At 70.0% G+C, this 15,477-nt stretch carries 19 protein-coding genes; 5 read left to right on the top strand and 14 right to left on the bottom strand.

Features of this window, described 5'->3' with window-relative positions:
- The 5 genes from acs to AC0L6F_RS11805 form a co-directional block, all read right to left on the bottom strand.
- Positions 1 to 1,968: an acetate--CoA ligase gene (gene acs, locus AC0L6F_RS11825; protein WP_473538037.1), complete on the bottom strand. Its 1,968-nt coding sequence runs from the start codon at positions 1,966 to 1,968 to the stop codon at positions 1 to 3.
- 20 nt (positions 1,969 to 1,988) lie between these two features.
- Positions 1,989 to 2,624 (bottom strand): acetate uptake transporter, encoded by a 636-nt coding sequence (locus AC0L6F_RS11820; RefSeq protein ID WP_473538036.1) that lies wholly within the window; start codon positions 2,622 to 2,624, stop codon positions 1,989 to 1,991.
- Positions 2,625 to 2,754: 130 nt separating this feature from the next.
- Complete coding sequence (locus tag AC0L6F_RS11815; RefSeq protein ID WP_473538035.1) at positions 2,755 to 3,930, bottom strand: MalY/PatB family protein; 1,176 nt, start codon at positions 3,928 to 3,930, stop codon at positions 2,755 to 2,757.
- Positions 3,927 to 4,154: a hypothetical protein gene (locus AC0L6F_RS11810; protein ID WP_259610943.1), complete on the bottom strand. Its 228-nt coding sequence runs from the start codon at positions 4,152 to 4,154 to the stop codon at positions 3,927 to 3,929. Before AC0L6F_RS11810 ends, AC0L6F_RS11815 begins: the two co-directional genes overlap by 4 nt.
- A gap of 91 nt (positions 4,155 to 4,245) precedes the next feature.
- Complete coding sequence (locus tag AC0L6F_RS11805) at positions 4,246 to 5,004, bottom strand: MerR family transcriptional regulator (protein ID WP_274636764.1); 759 nt, start codon at positions 5,002 to 5,004, stop codon at positions 4,246 to 4,248.
- Between the two features lie 230 nt (positions 5,005 to 5,234).
- Here AC0L6F_RS11805 and AC0L6F_RS11800 point away from each other — a divergent pair, with 230 nt between their 5' ends.
- Both AC0L6F_RS11800 and AC0L6F_RS11795 read left to right on the top strand, forming a co-directional pair.
- Entirely contained in the window at positions 5,235 to 6,092 is an 858-nt protein-coding gene (locus AC0L6F_RS11800; protein WP_473538034.1) for a DUF4097 family beta strand repeat-containing protein, read from the top strand.
- Positions 6,092 to 6,718: a PadR family transcriptional regulator gene (locus AC0L6F_RS11795; RefSeq protein ID WP_274638490.1), complete on the top strand. Its 627-nt coding sequence runs from the start codon at positions 6,092 to 6,094 to the stop codon at positions 6,716 to 6,718. The genes AC0L6F_RS11800 and AC0L6F_RS11795 overlap by 1 nt, the downstream gene beginning before the upstream one ends.
- A gap of 30 nt (positions 6,719 to 6,748) precedes the next feature.
- On the opposite strand, the gene AC0L6F_RS11790 is transcribed toward AC0L6F_RS11795, so the two are convergent.
- Positions 6,749 to 7,285, bottom strand: coding sequence for a universal stress protein (locus tag AC0L6F_RS11790; protein WP_473538033.1), 537 nt, complete (start codon positions 7,283 to 7,285; stop codon positions 6,749 to 6,751).
- Between the two features lie 163 nt (positions 7,286 to 7,448).
- Between AC0L6F_RS11790 and AC0L6F_RS11785 the strand changes: the two genes are divergently transcribed.
- A complete protein-coding gene (locus AC0L6F_RS11785) occupies positions 7,449 to 7,658 on the top strand; it encodes a DUF3073 family protein (RefSeq protein ID WP_259610941.1) in 210 nt (69 codons plus the stop codon).
- A gap of 20 nt (positions 7,659 to 7,678) precedes the next feature.
- Here AC0L6F_RS11785 and purF read toward each other — a convergent pair whose 3' ends face one another.
- Both purF and purM read right to left on the bottom strand, forming a co-directional pair.
- On the bottom strand, positions 7,679 to 9,139 hold the full coding sequence (gene purF / locus AC0L6F_RS11780) for an amidophosphoribosyltransferase (RefSeq protein WP_274636762.1): 1,461 nt from the start codon (positions 9,137 to 9,139) through the stop codon (positions 7,679 to 7,681).
- A gap of 6 nt (positions 9,140 to 9,145) precedes the next feature.
- The gene (purM, locus tag AC0L6F_RS11775; RefSeq protein ID WP_274636761.1) at positions 9,146 to 10,276 is read right to left on the bottom strand and encodes a phosphoribosylformylglycinamidine cyclo-ligase; all 1,131 of its coding nucleotides are present in this window, start codon (positions 10,274 to 10,276) and stop codon (positions 9,146 to 9,148) included.
- Between the two features lie 67 nt (positions 10,277 to 10,343).
- Between purM and AC0L6F_RS11770 the strand changes: the two genes are divergently transcribed.
- A complete protein-coding gene (locus AC0L6F_RS11770) occupies positions 10,344 to 10,955 on the top strand; it encodes a zinc-binding alcohol dehydrogenase (protein WP_274636760.1) in 612 nt (203 codons plus the stop codon).
- Positions 10,956 to 10,958: 3 nt separating this feature from the next.
- On the opposite strand, the gene AC0L6F_RS11765 is transcribed toward AC0L6F_RS11770, so the two are convergent.
- Positions 10,959 to 11,342, bottom strand: a complete 384-nt coding sequence (locus AC0L6F_RS11765; RefSeq protein ID WP_473538032.1) for a potassium transporter Trk — start codon at positions 11,340 to 11,342, stop codon at positions 10,959 to 10,961.
- Between the two features lie 198 nt (positions 11,343 to 11,540).
- Positions 11,541 to 11,894: a sterol carrier family protein gene (locus tag AC0L6F_RS11760; protein ID WP_274636758.1), complete on the bottom strand. Its 354-nt coding sequence runs from the start codon at positions 11,892 to 11,894 to the stop codon at positions 11,541 to 11,543.
- A 67-nt stretch (positions 11,895 to 11,961) separates the two neighbouring features.
- On the opposite strand from AC0L6F_RS11760, the gene purD reads away from it, so the two are divergent.
- The gene (gene purD / locus AC0L6F_RS11755; protein ID WP_473538031.1) at positions 11,962 to 13,233 is read left to right on the top strand and encodes a phosphoribosylamine--glycine ligase; all 1,272 of its coding nucleotides are present in this window, start codon (positions 11,962 to 11,964) and stop codon (positions 13,231 to 13,233) included.
- Positions 13,234 to 13,243: 10 nt separating this feature from the next.
- Here purD and AC0L6F_RS11750 read toward each other — a convergent pair whose 3' ends face one another.
- From AC0L6F_RS11750 to AC0L6F_RS11735, 4 genes are read right to left on the bottom strand one after another with little or no spacing between them, the layout of a single operon-like run.
- Positions 13,244 to 13,621: a type II toxin-antitoxin system VapC family toxin gene (locus tag AC0L6F_RS11750; protein WP_473538030.1), complete on the bottom strand. Its 378-nt coding sequence runs from the start codon at positions 13,619 to 13,621 to the stop codon at positions 13,244 to 13,246.
- Positions 13,618 to 13,872 carry a type II toxin-antitoxin system Phd/YefM family antitoxin gene (locus tag AC0L6F_RS11745; protein WP_259613287.1) on the bottom strand — a complete coding sequence of 85 codons (255 nt, stop codon included), beginning with the start codon at positions 13,870 to 13,872 and terminating at the stop codon, positions 13,618 to 13,620. The genes AC0L6F_RS11750 and AC0L6F_RS11745 overlap by 4 nt, the downstream gene beginning before the upstream one ends.
- Positions 13,873 to 13,914: 42 nt before the next feature.
- Positions 13,915 to 14,637 carry an HNH endonuclease signature motif containing protein gene (locus AC0L6F_RS11740; RefSeq protein WP_473540000.1) on the bottom strand — a complete coding sequence of 241 codons (723 nt, stop codon included), beginning with the start codon at positions 14,635 to 14,637 and terminating at the stop codon, positions 13,915 to 13,917.
- Positions 14,576 to 15,472 (bottom strand): DUF222 domain-containing protein, encoded by an 897-nt coding sequence (locus tag AC0L6F_RS11735; protein ID WP_473538029.1) that lies wholly within the window; start codon positions 15,470 to 15,472, stop codon positions 14,576 to 14,578. The genes AC0L6F_RS11740 and AC0L6F_RS11735 overlap by 62 nt, the downstream gene beginning before the upstream one ends.
- Positions 15,473 to 15,477 lie beyond the last annotated feature (5 nt).

The following is a 15,477-nucleotide window of genomic DNA, read 5'->3' as shown; positions in this document are numbered from 1 at the left end:
TCACTCCTCCTGGCTGGCCATCGCCGCCGCACGACGCTGGATCTCGTCCACGACGGTCGGGTCGGCCAGCGTCGTGGTGTCGCCCAGCGTGCGGTTCTCGGCGACATCCTTCAGCAGCCGCCGCATGATCTTGCCGGACCGGGTCTTGGGCAGCTCCGGGGTGAACACGATGTTCGCCGGCTTCGCGATCGCACCGATCACCTTCGCGACGTGGTCGCGCAGCTCGGACGCCTTCGCGGCGTCGCCCTCGACGTCCCCCTTCAGCGTGACGTAGGCGACGACCGCCCGGCCGGTGACCTCGTCGGGCCGGCTGGTGACGGCCGCCTCGGCCACTTCGGGGTGGTCGACGATGGCGCTCTCGATCTCGATCGTCGAGAGCCGGTGCCCCGACACGTTCATCACATCGTCGATCCGGCCCATCAGCCAGAAGTCGCCGTCGGCGTCGACGCGTGCGCCGTCGCCGGCGAGATAGCGACCGGGGAACCGGCTCCAGTACACCTGCTCGTACCGCTCGTTGTCGCCGTACAGGCCGCGCAGCATCGACGGCCAGGCGCTCGTGAGAGTCAGGTAGCCGGCGGCGCCTCCCGGCGCGATGGCGTTGCCCTCCTCGTCGAGCACCTCGGCGGTCACACCGGGGAACGGGCGCAGCGCGGCGCCCGGCTTCAGCGTGGAGACGCCGGGCAGCGGCGTGATCATGATCATCCCGGTCTCGGTCTGCCACCACGTGTCGACGACCGGCGTGCGCCCGCCGCCGATGGTGTCGCGGTACCAGATCCACGCTTCGGGGTTGATCGGCTCGCCCACCGAGCCGATCACCGTCAGCGAGCTCAGGTCGTGCTTGTCGGCGTACTGCGTGCCCCACTTCATGTGCGTGCGCACGGCGGTCGGGGCGGTGTACAGCACGGTCACCCTGTAGCGCTCGATGATGTCCCACCACCGGTCCCGCTCGGGGAAGTCGGGGGTGCCCTCGTACATCACCGAGGTGGTCGCGTTCACCAGCGGACCGAACACGATATAGCTGTGCCCGGTGATCCAGCCGATGTCGGCCGCGCACCAGTACACGCTCTCCGGCTTGATGTCGAAGACGTAGCTGTGCGTGGTGGACGTGCCCAGCAGGTAGCCGGCGGTCGTGTGCATCACGCCCTTGGGCTTTCCCGTCGTGCCGCTGGAGTACATCACGAACAGCAGATCCTCGCTGTCCATCTCGGCGCACGGGCAGGATGCCGCATCCTCGCTCTGCCCGGCGATCACGTCGTGCCACCAGAGGTCTCGATCCTCGGCCATCACCACGTCGTTGCCCGTGCGGCGCACCACGATCGTCGTGGTCACCGACGGGCATCCGGCCACCGCCGTGTCGACGTTGGACTTCAGATCGACCACCTTGCCGCGACGCCAGGAGCCGTCCTGGGTGATCACGTGCGTGCACTGCATGTCGTCGATGCGACCGGCCAGCGAGTCGGGGCTGAACCCGCCGAACACCACGGTGAACGGCGCGCCGAGGCGGGCCAGTGCGAGCATCGTCACGACCAGTTCGGGCACCATGCCCATGTAGACGGCGACGTGCGTGCCCCGGGTGATGCCGGCGCTGCCGAAGCCGTTGGCCGCGCGCACCACCTCGCGCTGCAGATCGGCGTAGGTGATCGTGCGCTTGTCGTCGGCCGGCTCCCCTTCCCAGTAGAACGCGACCTTGTCGCCGTTGCCGGCTTCCACGTGCCGGTCCACGCAGTTGTAGCAGGCGTTCAGCCTGCCGCCGGTGAACCAGGTGACGTACGGGACGGCGCCCTCCTTCAGTGCCGTGAACGGGGTGGACCAGCTCAGCCGGTTCCGCGCCTCGGTCTCCCAGAACTCGTCGGGGTCACGATCGTAGATGTCGGGCCGGGCGTTGGCCTGCTCGGCGAACTCGGCCGGCGGCGGGAAGGTCCGCGCCTCGTGCATCAGGTTGGCGATGGTGCTGCTCTCATCAGACATGTCGATGTCTCCTTCCGCGGTCAGCGCGCAGCCGGCGCGAGCGGCCACAGCGGGAGCAGCGTGCGCTTGTAGGTGAAGTTGGTGACGGTGGCGGACGAGCCGTACCAGGCGAAGATCGCGGTGATGATCCCCAGCCAGCCGCCGATGATCGTCCAGGTCGACGATCCGGCGAACTCGCCGGCCGCCAGTGCGAAGTAGGTCAGCGTCAGCGCGATGAACACCAGGAGCACCACGACGTTCGTGCGGCTGGCGGCGATCGCCATGTACAGCGTGAAGATCCCCCAGGCCAGGAGGTAGATGCCGATCGCCGATCCCGCGCTGTCGGCCGGCAGCTTGGTCGCCGTCAGCAGATACCAGAACGACATCCAGAAACCGCCGTACGAGCAGAACGCCACCGCCCCGAACGTGTTGTGGTTCGCGAACTCCCACAGGCCGGCGAGGATCTGCACGGCGCCGCCGTAGAACAGGGCGAGGCCGAGCACGACGCTGGAGGCCGCTTCGGGGAACCATCCGGCGTTGAAGGTGCTGAGCACGAACGTGGTCAGCGCGAACGCGGCGAGCCCCAGACCGGCCGGATCGCCGAACGCGGCCGGCGGCGGGGCAGAGATGTGGCCCTCGGGAACGTGTGAACGCAGCGGTTGTTCTGATGTTGACATGATGACAACTCCTCATGCCGCCGGCGCCGTCGCCGGCGATCCGCCCGTCACGCTACTCCTGTGGCGCAGGTGTGTACCAGGGGTGGTGAAAGCCACAGCAGAGTCATATAGTCCGCGACGCGGCCCGGGCTCAGCGGGCGGACAGGGCCCGGCCCATCCGCTCGATGGCGGCGCGCAGGATCGGGCGGGGTGTCGCGAAGTTCAGCCGGAGGTGCCCGGCGCCGACCTGCCCGCAGTCCGCGCCGTCGGTGCACGCCACCTGCGCCCGCTCCAGGAAGAAGGCGGCAGGGTGATCGCCGAGGTCGAGCGCGCGGCAGTCCAGCCAGGCCAGGTAGGTGCCGTCGGGCGGGCGGTGGACGACCCCGGGCAGATGCTCGGCGACGAGTTCGGCGAGCAGCCGGCGGCTGCCGTCGAGATAGTCCAGGACCTCGGCCAGCCACGGGCCGCCGTCGGTGTACGCGGCCGTGTTGGCGAGGATGCCGGGGATGCTGGCCCCGTGCTCGATGAAGCGCGCCTTCGCGGAGTCGGCCCAGGCCGCGGCATCCTCGTCGTTGGAGAGGATGAGCTGCGCGCACTTCAGCCCCGGCAGATTCCATGCCTTCGAGGCGGATGCCGCGGTGATCGTGTGCGCGGCAGTCATCGGCGAGACCGACACGTACGGAGTGTGGCGGGTGCCTTCGTACACCAGCGGCGCGTGGATCTCGTCCGAGAACACCCGCCCGCCGTGGCGCTCCACGATCTCGGCGACCGCCCGCATCTCGTCGGGCCGGTACACGCGGCCGACCGGATTGTGCGGGTTGCAGAGGATGAGCATGCCGCCGCCCGCGGCGAACGCGCGGTCGATGCCGTCCAGATCGAGCACGAGCTCGCCGTCCTCGATGAGCATCGGCACCTCGATGACCTCGCGGCCGACCGTGGCCGGCACCGTGAGGAACGGCATGTAGGCGGGCGTGGGCAGGATGATCGCGCTCCCGGGAGCGGTGAACAGCTCGATCGCGGCGGTCAGCCCGGTGAGCACGTCCGCGAGCGGACGCACGCGCTCGGCCGGAACGTCCCAGCCGTAGCGGTCGCGCTGCCAGGCGGCGCAGGCCGCAGACAGCGCGTCCACGATGCGCGGCGGCGGGTAGCCGAACAGTGCGTCGTCGACCGCGCCCTGGACCGCGGCGCGCACCGGCTCGGCGACGCCGAAGTCCATCTCGGCGACGAACATCCCGGTCGCCTCGGGGTACAGCGACCACTTCATGCCGCCGATCTCGCGCAGCCGGTCCTCGGTGATCGCGTCGAACGCTGTCATCTCTGCCGTCATCCCTGCTGTCTCCTCGTGGTCGGCGGCTCGGGCACGCGGATCGCGGCGGTCACGGCATCCAGCGGCACCTCGACGAGGCCGCGGCGGGTGTCCACCACGCAGGTGTCGTCGGTGATCTCGCGCAGGTAGCCGAGTGCGTCCGTGTAGCCGCTGTCGATGCGGCGGCGCACCGTCACCCGGGTGCCGGGTGCGCACGCGCGCAGGAATTCGACCGGGTCGCCCATACGTCTCAGCCTACGGGCGGCCCGGTCGATCGGCGGCGGACGGCCCGGGGTCACCGGTGATGTGCCGTGGCGCTACAGGTGCGCCTCGGGGCTACAGGTGCGCCTCGGCGTACACGCGCAGCGCGTCGCGCACCAGGGTGGCGCCGTCGAGGCCGCCGTAGCTGGCGGCGAACCGCGGGTCGGCCACGTACATGTCGCCGAGCCCGGTGACGTATCCGCGGACGTCGCCGCCGGGGGTGCCCGCGGGCGTGCCGGGGATGCCGATGAGCCACTGCACGTGCCGCTCAGCCAAGGCCTGGGCCCCGGCGCTGTCCGGGGCGATGCCGCGGGCCGCGGCATCCGTCCAGTCCCGGCCCAGGTCGCGGGCGCGCTGCTGCCACGCGGTCCTCTCGTCGGCGCTCAGGCCGCGCCACCAGGCGTCGCTGCGCGCGTACGCGTCGGCGCCCCAGCGGGTCTCGACCTCTTCCCGGTACTGGGTGTGGTCGAATCCGTCGAACATCTTCTCTGCCATGGGGGTCTCTCCTTCGGTCAAGGCGTGGATGGTGGAGGTGACGGCGGCGATGCGCCGGGCCAGCCGGTCCTGCTCCTGCCGCAGCAGGGCCAGGTGGGTGGTCAGCGCGTCGGTCTCGCTCGTCTGGCGGGCCAGGACGTCGGCGATCTGCGGCAGTCCCAGCCCGAGCTCGCGCAGCAGCAGGATGCGCTGCAGGCGCACGAGCGCGCCCTCGTCGTACCGGCGGTAGCCGTTCGAGCCGATGCGGGTCGGGGCCAGCAGCCCGATGTCGTCGTAGTGACGCAGCGTGCGGCTCGTTGTGCCCGCGAGCTTCGCGACCTCCTGGATCGACCAGTCCATGCCCCTCCTCCTCGCCGTGCCCTCGACGCTAAACCTTGCCGCAACGTCAATGTCAAGCCCGCGAAATCGTACGATTTGGCCGAGTGCACATCAATTTCGGTCCAGGGTGATGTGCAGCCGGCCAAATCGTACGATCCCGCGAGGGAGACGGGGGGTGGTGGGACGCGATATATCGTGTTAGGGTCGGTGAACGCGATATATCGCGAAGTGGAACCAACCGGGAGGAACCCATGACCCTTGAGAAGTGGCTCATCGAGCCGGGGCAGACGCGCGTGATCGACATCGAAGACGTGCGCAAGCTCAAGATCAGCCTCGTCGGCGGGCAGGTGGATGTCGTCGCGCACGACGAGCCCGGCGCCCGGATCGAGGTGCACGCCGTCACCGGCAAGGAGCTGCGCGTCGAAGTCACCGGCGACACCGTCGAGATCGACCATCCCCAGCTGCGCTGGGACAACTTCCTCGAGGTGTTCCGCAACTTCGGCTCGGGCGGGCCGAAGGCCGAGATCAGCGTCGCCGTCCCCCGCAGCATCGCCCTCACCCTCGGCGTGGTCAGCGCCAGCGCGCTCGTGACGGGCATCCGCAACGACGCCAAGCTGAACACCGTCTCGGGCGACATCATCGTGGACGGCCTGGTCGGCGACCTGGGCGTGAACGCCGTCTCCGGCGACGTGCAGGTGCGCGGCCTGACCGGCACGCTGTCGGCCAACAGCGTCTCCGGCGACGTCGCCGCGACCGGCAGCATCCGCAAGACCGTGATCGACACCGTTTCAGGCGGGATGCTGGTGGACTCGACCGGTGAGGTGCACCAGGTGGGCCTGAACACGGTCAGCGGCGCGTCAACGGTGCGGCTCGACGAGGACCTGGCGGTCAAGTACGCGGCCCGGTCGGTGAGTGGACGCGTCCTGGTCGACAACGTCGTGCGCTCGGGCAGCGGGTTCACCACGAACTTCACCGGCTCGACCGGCGAACTGTCCGGCTCGTTCGCGGATGTCCGGGTCAACTCGGTCTCGGGTGACCTGACGGTCGTGCGGCGGCCCGCGCCGGACGGCGGCGCGAACCCGGCCTCGCAGCACGAGGAGCAGCTGTGATGGCCCCGGTCTTCTCGCACGGCGACCTGCGGCTGTACCTGCTGAACCTTCTCGATGAGGAGCCGCGCCACGGCTACGACCTGATGCAGGCGCTGTCGGATCGCACCGGCGGGACGTACACGCCCAGCGCCGGGACGGTCTACCCCCGCCTGGCCAAGCTCGAAGAGGAGGGCCTGGTCACCAAGGCGGTCGACGGCCGCAAGACGGTCTACCGCATCACCGACGCCGGCCGCGCCGAGGTGGCCGCCCGTTCCGGCGAGCTGGAGGGCATCGAATCGCACCTCGCCGATTCGGTGCGTCTGATCGCGGACGAGGTGCGCGGCAGCGTGCGCGCGGCGATGAAGAGCCTGCGTGCCGATCTGGCCGCCGCCACACAGGAGGAGCGCCGGACCGGCGGCTCCGCCGGCGCGCCGGCCGGAGCATCCCGCTACGACGATGCGCGCGTGATCAGTCGCGAGCAGCTGCAGCGGGCGGATGCCGCGGTCAACGGCTTCCGGGCGCAAGTGCGCGCCGAGCTGCGCGGGCATGTGGCGCGGGGCGGCGAGCTGGCGGCGTCCGTCGTGGACGAGCTCGGTCGCGCCCTGGACGAGGTGAGCCGCACGATCTCGCGCGACCTGCGTCGGTAGAGGTCGGCCGGTGTCGTCAGCGCCGGCCGGTCACCAATCGAAGTCCTGGTCGTCCGGGATGATCTCACTGATCGGCACCACGAGCACGGGCCGGGTCTGACGGTGCGCGAGGCGGACGGCGACCGACCCGGTGAAGAACTCCCGGATCGACTCGCCGATGCCGCCCTTGCGGGTCCCGACCACGATGAGCCGGGCGCGCACCTCGTCGGCGAGCTTCTTGATCGCCAGCGCCGGGTCGCCGACCAGCTGGCGGAACGACCACGGCACGCCGCAGCCCTCGAGTGCCGCGGTGGTCTCGCTCGTGAGCTGTTCGACCTCGCTCTCGCGACCGGCGATGCTCAGTTCCAGTGGGGCGGTCTGCACGAAGCCGTCGGGGTCCTCGTAGGCCACGAACCGGGTGACGTCGACGTTCACGACCAGCAGCGGAGCGCCGAAGGCCTTCGCATAGCGCGCGGCCTCCTTCACGACGCGCGGCGGCTCTCCGGGGACGACGCCGACGATCACCGCACCGGTGAGCGCGGGGTCGACGGGGCCGTCGGCGGGGACGTCGGATGCCGCTTCGGACATATATCGCTCACCTCTCGTTCCGGCCGGACGAACACCCTGCCTGGACAGGGCCGGTCATCGCCCCGCGTGTTATCCTGAATGCTACTCTTACCGGTTTGAAGCCGGATATCGTGAACGCGTCGGGCCATGCACTGCCCGCGACTTGACCATGAGGGGGTCTCGCATGGGGCGTGGCCGTCAGAAGGCGAAGCACACCAAGATCGCCCGGGAACTCAAGTACGACACCTACTCTCCGAACTTCGGGGCGCTGGAGCGCGAGCTCGGCCATCCCGACGGCTCGGAGAACGAGTACGTCGACAAGTGGGCCGACGAGTACGGTGACGAAGACGAGGACGAGGCCGACCCCTCGTACCCTCAGCGCCAGCAGGCCTGAACTGTCGGCGGCCGCGGGCCTCAGGACTCCTGCGAGCCCTCGACCCAGGCCAGGTATTCGTCGGTGACCGTCCCGGTGATGTAGCGACCGTCGAAGCAGCTCATGTCGAGGTCTTCGATCTCGGAGCCCTCGAGGATCGCGGCGCGCAGATCGTCGATCTCCTGGAAGACCATGTAGTCGGCACCGAGTTCCTCGGCGATCTCGGGGATCGTGCGCCCGTGCGCGACCAGCTCGAGCCGGGACGGCATGTTGATGCCATACACGTGCGGGTACCGCACGGGCGGCGCAGCAGAGGCGAACGTGACCGATTCTGCCCCGGCATCCCGCGCCATCTGGATGATCTGCTTGCTCGTGGTGCCGCGCACGATCGAGTCGTCGATCAGCAGCACGTTCTTGCCCTTGAACTCGCTGGACATCGCGTTCAGCTTCTGCCGCACGCTCTTCTTGCGCACCGCCTGCCCGGGCATGATGAACGTGCGCCCCACATAGCGGTTCTTGTAGAAGCCCTCGCGGTACTCGATGCCGAGCTTGCGGGCGACCTGCATCGCCGCCGGTCGCGCCGAGTCCGGGATCGGCATGACCACGTCGATCTTCTCGCGCGGCACGTGCTTGGCGATCGTGTCGGCCAGCCGCTCCCCCATCCGCAGCCGTGATTCGTACACCGAGATGCCGTTCATCACCGAGTCGGGGCGGGCCAGGTACACGTACTCGAACGAGCACGGGAACAGCTGCGGGTTCGCGGCGCACTGCCGGGTGTGCAGCTGTCCGTCGAGGTCGATGAACACGGCTTCGCCAGGCTCGACATCCCGCACTACCTCGAAGCCGGCGTTCTCCATCACCAGCGACTCACTGGCCACGATCCACTCGTACCCGCCGCCGGCCGCCTCGCGCACGCCGAGGATCAGCGGACGGATGCCGAACGGATCGCGGAACGCGAGCAGTCCGTAGCCGGCGATCAGCGCGATGGCCGCGTACGAGCCCTCGGCCCGCTCGTGCACGCGGGTGACGGCCTGGAACAGCTCGTCCGGTCCGAGCTCGAGACCCGAGATCGAGGACTGCAGCTCGTTGGCCAGCACGTTGACCAGCAGCTCGGTGTCCGAGCTCGTGTTCAGATGGCGCCGGTCCTTGTGGAACAGCTCGTCGGTCAGCTCACGGGTGTTGGTGAGGTTGCCGTTGTGCACCAGCACGATGCCGTAGGGGGCGTTCACATAGAACGGCTGCGCCTCTTCCTCACTGGATGCCGTGCCCTTGGTCGCGTACCGGCAGTGCCCGAGTCCGATGTTTCCCAGCAGGGTGCGCATGTCGCGGGTGCGGAAGCCCTCGCGCACCATGCCCTCGGCCTTGTGCAGGTGGAACACGCCCGACGGCTCGGCCGTGGCGATGCCGGTCGAGTCCTGGCCGCGGTGCTGCAGGAGGAGCAGCGAGTCGTAGATGTCCTGATTGACCGGGCCGCGCCCGACCATGCCGACGATGCCGCACATATGCTCTTACTTCGCCCCGTCTTCCGCGTCGTCCGCATAGCTGCCGACCAGCCGCACCGCGCCGCCGTCCACGCCCTTCGCGCCCTGGCTGAACTGCCCGGCCGGGCGCGCGCCGTCGGCGACCACGCCCACCTGCCACGTGGCGATCCCCTCCGCGGAGAGGGCGGATGCCGCATCCGCCGCGGTCGCCGCGTCCACGACCGCGAGGAACCCGATGCCGAGGTTCCAGGTCTCCTCGGTCGCCTGCAGCGCGATGTCGCCCAGCTCTGCCAGCACCCGGAAGACCGGCGCCGGCGACCAGGTCGCCCGGTCGAGCTCGACCCAGGTGCCCTGCGGCAGCACGCGCGCGAGGTTCGCGGCGATGCCGCCCCCGGTCACGTGACTGAGGGCGTGGATGCCGTCGCCGAACTGATCGATCAGCGCCAGCAGCGGGCTGGTGTACAGGCGCGTGGGCTCGAGCAGTGCCTCACCCCAGGTCGTGCCCAGGTCGGCGGAATGCTGCCCGTACGAGATGCCGGCACCGGCGGCGATGTGGCGCACCAGGGAGTATCCGTTGGAGTGCAGTCCAGACGACGCCAGGGCCAGCACCGCGTCGCCGGGACGGACGCGGTCCGCACCCAGCACGCGATCGGCCTCGACCACGCCGGTCGCGGCCCCCGCGACGTCGTAGTCGTGCGCGCCCAGCAGGCCCGGGTGCTCGGCCGTCTCGCCGCCGACCAGGGCCGTCCCGGTGAGCTCGCAGCCGCGCGCGATGCCGGACACGATGTCGGCGATGCGCTCCGGCACGACCTTGCCGCAGGCGATGTAGTCGGTCAGGAACAGCGGCCTGGCACCGACCACCACGATGTCGTCGACGACCATGCCGACGAGGTCCTCGCCGATCGTGTCGTGCTTGTCGAGCGCCTGGGCGATGGCGACCTTGGTGCCGACGCCATCGGTGCTCGAGGCCAGCAGCGGACGGGTGTATCCGCGCAAGGCGGACGCGTCGAACAGCCCGGCGAAACCGCCCACGCCGCCCATCACCTCGGGACCATGGGTGCGGCGGACGGCCGACTTCATCAACTCGACCGCGAGATCACCGGCGGCGGTGTCGACTCCGGCTTGGGCATAGGGATTCGCAGAGGGGGATGCGGCCACGTGCCCAGCCTACCGGCGCGGTGGCTGGACGGATGCCGCGTGACCGGCCCCGCCCTACAATGGCGGCATGCAGAGCGCCGGCGGTCCGGAGTGGGTGATTCGCGAGGACGCGAGTCACCCTGTGCTGCTCGCTCTGTGTCTGCGACAGCTGGTGGGGATCCGCGCACCCGACGAGCTTCCGCACCTTCGCGGCATCCGCCCCCGCGTGAACGACCGCAGCCCCGACGCGCAGGCGATCCTGGAACGGCAGTGGAGCGCGTACTGGGATCTCACGGTCGAGCCGCAGGCCCACCCCTCGGCGGTGCCGCTCGAGCTGGTCGACGGGTTCGAGACGCTGATCGCGCTGCCGGTTGACGGCTTCGACGAGCTGCGGGCGGCGATCACGCCGCACGCCGCCGAGGCGCTCGCGGTGTCGCAGACGATGCACGCCCGGCACACGAAGAACGCCGGGGCGAACCCGGGCACGTCCTATCGCGCGTACGCGAGCGCGATCGCCGAGCACGAGCGCACGGTCGGGCGGCGGGCGCATTCGTTCGAGCTGAACGTGCAGGTGCTGCCGCTGACCCAGCGGGGCGTGTGGTGGATCGGTGCGCTGACCATCGCCGTGACCGACGGGCTGCGTCAGGATGTGGCGGCGTTCGACGCCGCCATCCATCCGATCATCGCCGAGCTGGCGTGAGCGTCACTCGACGTTGGTGACCGTCTCGCGGTCGACGCGGACCCGGCGCGCACGACGGCCGGCGGTCCAGTCGAAGACCAGCGCGACGATGCCGCCCAGCGCGACTCCGGCCACACCGCAGACCAGCACGAGGAACCCGAACACCTGGCCCTTCGAGTAGCTGACGGCGCTCATGCTGCTCGCCTCCATGCCCGACCCGTCGGCGATGCCGAACGCGAAGGTCAGGATGGCGGCGACGATGACGCCGAGCGCTGCTCCCAGGACGAGGAACACCGCGATCTTCGGCGCGCGCCGCAGGGTCGCCTGCTCGACGCTCTCCTCGATCAGCTCCGCGGATGCCGTCGGTCGGCGCTGCGCGGGCGGGGGAGGACTCACCGGATCGGCCATGTCTCCATTGTCGCACCAGGCGCGAGCACTGTCCCCTGCTCTTCGTGACGGAGCTCTTCGTGACGGAGCTCTTCGTGACGGAGCGGGCGTGCAGAACTCCGGAGATCCCCACGCCGACCGCGGTGAGCGACGGCGCGTCGCGGGCGCGGGCGCGATTGTTCCGGAGTTCTGCACACGGCAGAACTCGCGGCAGTGGCTTCAGGGGCGCAGCGGCAGCAGGTCCGAGATGTCGGCGCGCACCCCGGAGCTGAGGATCCGGCCGTCGCCGGCGGCATCCTGCCACTGCTGATTCCCGAGTGCGAGCGAGATCCATGTCATCGGGTCGGTCTCCACGACGTTCGGCGGGGTGCCGCGGGTGTGGCGGGGGCCCTCGATGATCTGGACCGCGCCGAACGGCGGAACCCGCACCTCGACGGTGTGGCCGGGCGCCTTCTCTGCCAGCAGCTGCAGCAGGTAGCGCACGGCCGTCGCCAGATCCGTGCGCCCGGGGTCGCCGCTGTTCACGCCGGCGAGGGCGGCTCTGCCCTCCTCCGTGTCGATCTTGCGAGGCATGCGTTCACGCTACTCCGGATGCCGTCACGACCGGGCGGCGGATCGGCCCCGCCGATAGGCTGAGGGGGTGAGAATCCTCGTCCTCGGCTCGGGCGCGCGCGAGCACGCCATCATCCTGGCGCTGCGCGCGGAGGGCACCGCGCACGAGATCTTCGCCGCTCCCGGCAACGTCGGCATCGCGCAGGACGCGGTCGTCGTGGCGCTCGACCCGAACGACCCGGGTGCGGTCACCGGATATGCCAACGACGCACGCATCGACCTGGTCGTGATCGGCCCCGAGGCTCCCCTGGTCGCCGGTGTCGCCGACGCGCTGCGCGAGCGCGGCATCCCGGTCTTCGGGCCGGGCCGGGCCGCCGCGCAGCTGGAGGGCTCGAAGGCCTTCGCCAAGCGGATCATGGAGGCCGCCGGCGTGCCGACCGGTCGTGCAGTGCGCGCGCACACGGCCGACGAGATCGGCGTCGCGCTGGACGAGCTGGGTGCCCCCTATGTCGTGAAGGCCGACGGGCTGGCGGCGGGCAAGGGCGTCATCGTGACCTCCGACCGTGACGCGGCGCTCGCGCACGCCGCGCAGTATCTGGGGTCTGCGCCGGTGCTGGTCGAGGAGTTCCTGTCCGGTCCCGAGGTGTCGCTGTTCTTCCTGGCCGACGGCGACCACGTGCTGCCGTTGAGCCCCGCCCAGGACTACAAGCGTCTGCGCGACGGCGATGAGGGACCGAACACCGGCGGCATGGGCGCTTACTCGCCGCTGCCGTGGCTGCTCGAACACTTCGGCGGAGAGGACGCGTTCGTCGACCTGGTCACCCGCACGATCGCCGAGCCGGTGATCCGGCAGCTGGATGCCGAGGGCACGCCGTTCATCGGACTCCTCTACGCCGGACTCGTGCTCACCGACGGCGGCGTGAAGGTCATCGAGTTCAACGCCCGCTTCGGCGACCCCGAGACCCAGGTGGTGCTGCCCCGGCTGGTCGACCCCCTCTCGGAGCTGCTGCTGGCTGCGGCATCCGGTCATCTCGAGGACTGCCCGCGACCGGCCTTTGCCGACGCGACCGCGGTCAGCGTCGTGCTGGCCAGCGAGGGCTATCCGGCTGATCCGATCACCGGTCGGGCGCTGCGGGGGCTGGATGCCGCGGCCGCCGTGGACGGCGTGCATCTGGCGCATGCGGCCACCGGGAGGAGCGATGAGGGGATCGTCGCGACCGGCGGACGCGTGCTGAACGTCGTCGCACTGGGCACGACGTTCGCCGAGTCGACGCAGCGCGCATACGAGGCGCTGGCGAAGATCGAGCTCGCCGGCGGCCAATACCGCACCGACATCGCCGCCCGCGTCGTCGAGGACTGACGCGGCCCCGTCAGGGCTCGACGAGTCTCAGGCCGTCAGCCTGCGCGGCGGCGTTGAGCTCGGCGTCATATGACAGGAATCCGGTGACGATGTCGCCCAGCTCCAGCGCGGTGGCCAGGTGCAGCGCGTCGAGCGTGCGCAGCCCCGAACGAAGAATGTTCGCTCGATCGGCGACGGCATCATCCAGCGAGGCGAGCGCGATCCTGTCGACCACGCGGGCTGCCGCATCCGCGTCGATACCTCGCCGATCGACGACCGCCTGAAGTTCGACCGCGAACAGCCGCGATGAGATCAACGGCGCATCGCCCGAGAGCAGCGCGCGCATCTGCACGCTGCCGGACTCGTCGACGAGCGCCTTCACAGCGGCCGACGTGTCGAGGTAGATCACGAGCGGTCCGCGCGGATGTCGGCGATGATCTCCTCTGTGCTGGCGTCGACTCCGCCACCGACGACGGTCACGCCACCGGGCACACGAGCCGGGATGATCTTGCCCGCCGCCACGAGTTCATCCCAACGCGATCGCAGCGGAGGAGTCAGTTCAGCGATCGGTCGGCCGCGATCGGTGATCGTGATGCGCTCGCCGGCCACGACCCGCGCGAGCACCCGCGCGGTCTGCTGATTCAACTCGGTCCGACTCACCCTGCCCACGCCAATGAGTCTACTACTTCTAGTATTCGGCGGTCAGAAGGGTGCGGGGTCGCGGGCGAGGGCGTGGCTGATCTCGTGTCTGTGTCGTGGTTCGTCGACGATCAGCGCGACCGGTTGGAATCTGACGGTGCCGGGTGGTCGGGTGTGGTGGACGCGTCCGGTGGGTGCGGTCCATTCCAGGATCCCGCCGGGCAGCTGCACGACGACCCAGTCGGTCTCGTGTTTGAGGGTGTGGTGCCGTTTGCACAGGTGTGCCAGGTTGCACAGACACGTCTGCCCACCGTCGGCGTACGCGACAGTGTGGTCGATGTCGCATTTGTGGGCGGGGCGGCGGCAGCCGGGGAACCGGCAGTGCTCATCCCGCACCCGCAACAACAGCCGCTGTCGCTTCGAGGGCCGGTACCGGTCCACACGGGTTGAGACCCCGGTGCACGGGTCGGTGAACACCCGGGTCCACGCCCGCGCCGCCCCGGCCAGGTCCCGGGCGGTGTCATCATCGATCGCCCCGAACCCGACCACCTCACCCCCGCCGACGGTCTGACCGGTCAGGGTGCGGGCCGGGATGGTGACCTGCACGGTCCCGGTGATCGCCCCGAGCTGGTTCCGGGCCTGGTCGGTGGCACCGTGCCCGTCCGGGACGTTGGTCAGCAGCAGGTCACTGAACACGTCCGCCATGATCTGCGACCGAGTCCGCTCATCGAACACGACCTCCCCAGAACCCGGCCTCTCCAGACTCGGCCTCCTCAGACGGGGCATCATCGCTGCCGCCGTCCGCGACACCGTCCGGCTCCGTGTCCGCGTCCGCGTCGGCGTTGGCACGGTCGCTGTTCGGGTCTGCATCCGCGTTCGCGTCGGCGTCGGTACGGTCGCCGTTAGGGTCTGCCCCGGCGTTCGCATCGGCGGTGGCAGCCGCGGCTTCGGCTTGGGCTTCGGCTTCGGCTTGGGCTTGGGCGCGGTCGGCGGCGTTCTGTTCGTACAGCTGATCGGCCATCTCCTGCAGCCGGTTCACGATCCCGACACCTTGGGTGGTGGGCAGGTCCGCGGTGATCCGGGCAAGCCCCGGCTCCAACTCCCGCACCGTCACTCTCCGGCGTTTCACGGCGTCCCGCACCCGCTGCTGGGTGCCTTCCGGATCCAGCCGGGACACCAGCCCGGACAACGCCGGCCGCAACTGTGCCGGGGTCATCTCCCCCGCCATATCCACCGCGACCGCCTCGTACTGACGGCGCACCTGATCGTCCTCGATCACCGCACCGGTCTCCGCGATCAACGTCGCGTGCTCCGGCCAGATCCGGCCGTCGCTGGCCTCGCACAGCGTCTGGTAGAACCGGTGGGTCAGGCTCCACGCCTGCGACACCTTCCGCGCCACCTGCCACTCACTGAGCCGCAACGCGGCCGCGACCTCGGCATACACCTCCCGCATCCCCAACTGCGACGAGGCGGTGACCGCCCCGTTCCCGTCCCGGGCGGCGCGTTCCCGTTCCCGCTCTTCGACCACCCCGGCGACCCGCTCGAAGAAGAACATCTCCGCCGCGAACGCGGATGCAGCCCGCTCCCGCGACCCGGCCAGATGATCGATGATCTCGTCCAACTCCG

This window comes from Microbacterium sp. G2-16M (assembly GCF_055809115.1).
The sequence above is the reverse complement of the archived record's forward strand: the minus strand, read 5'-3'. Positions and strand labels throughout refer to the sequence as shown.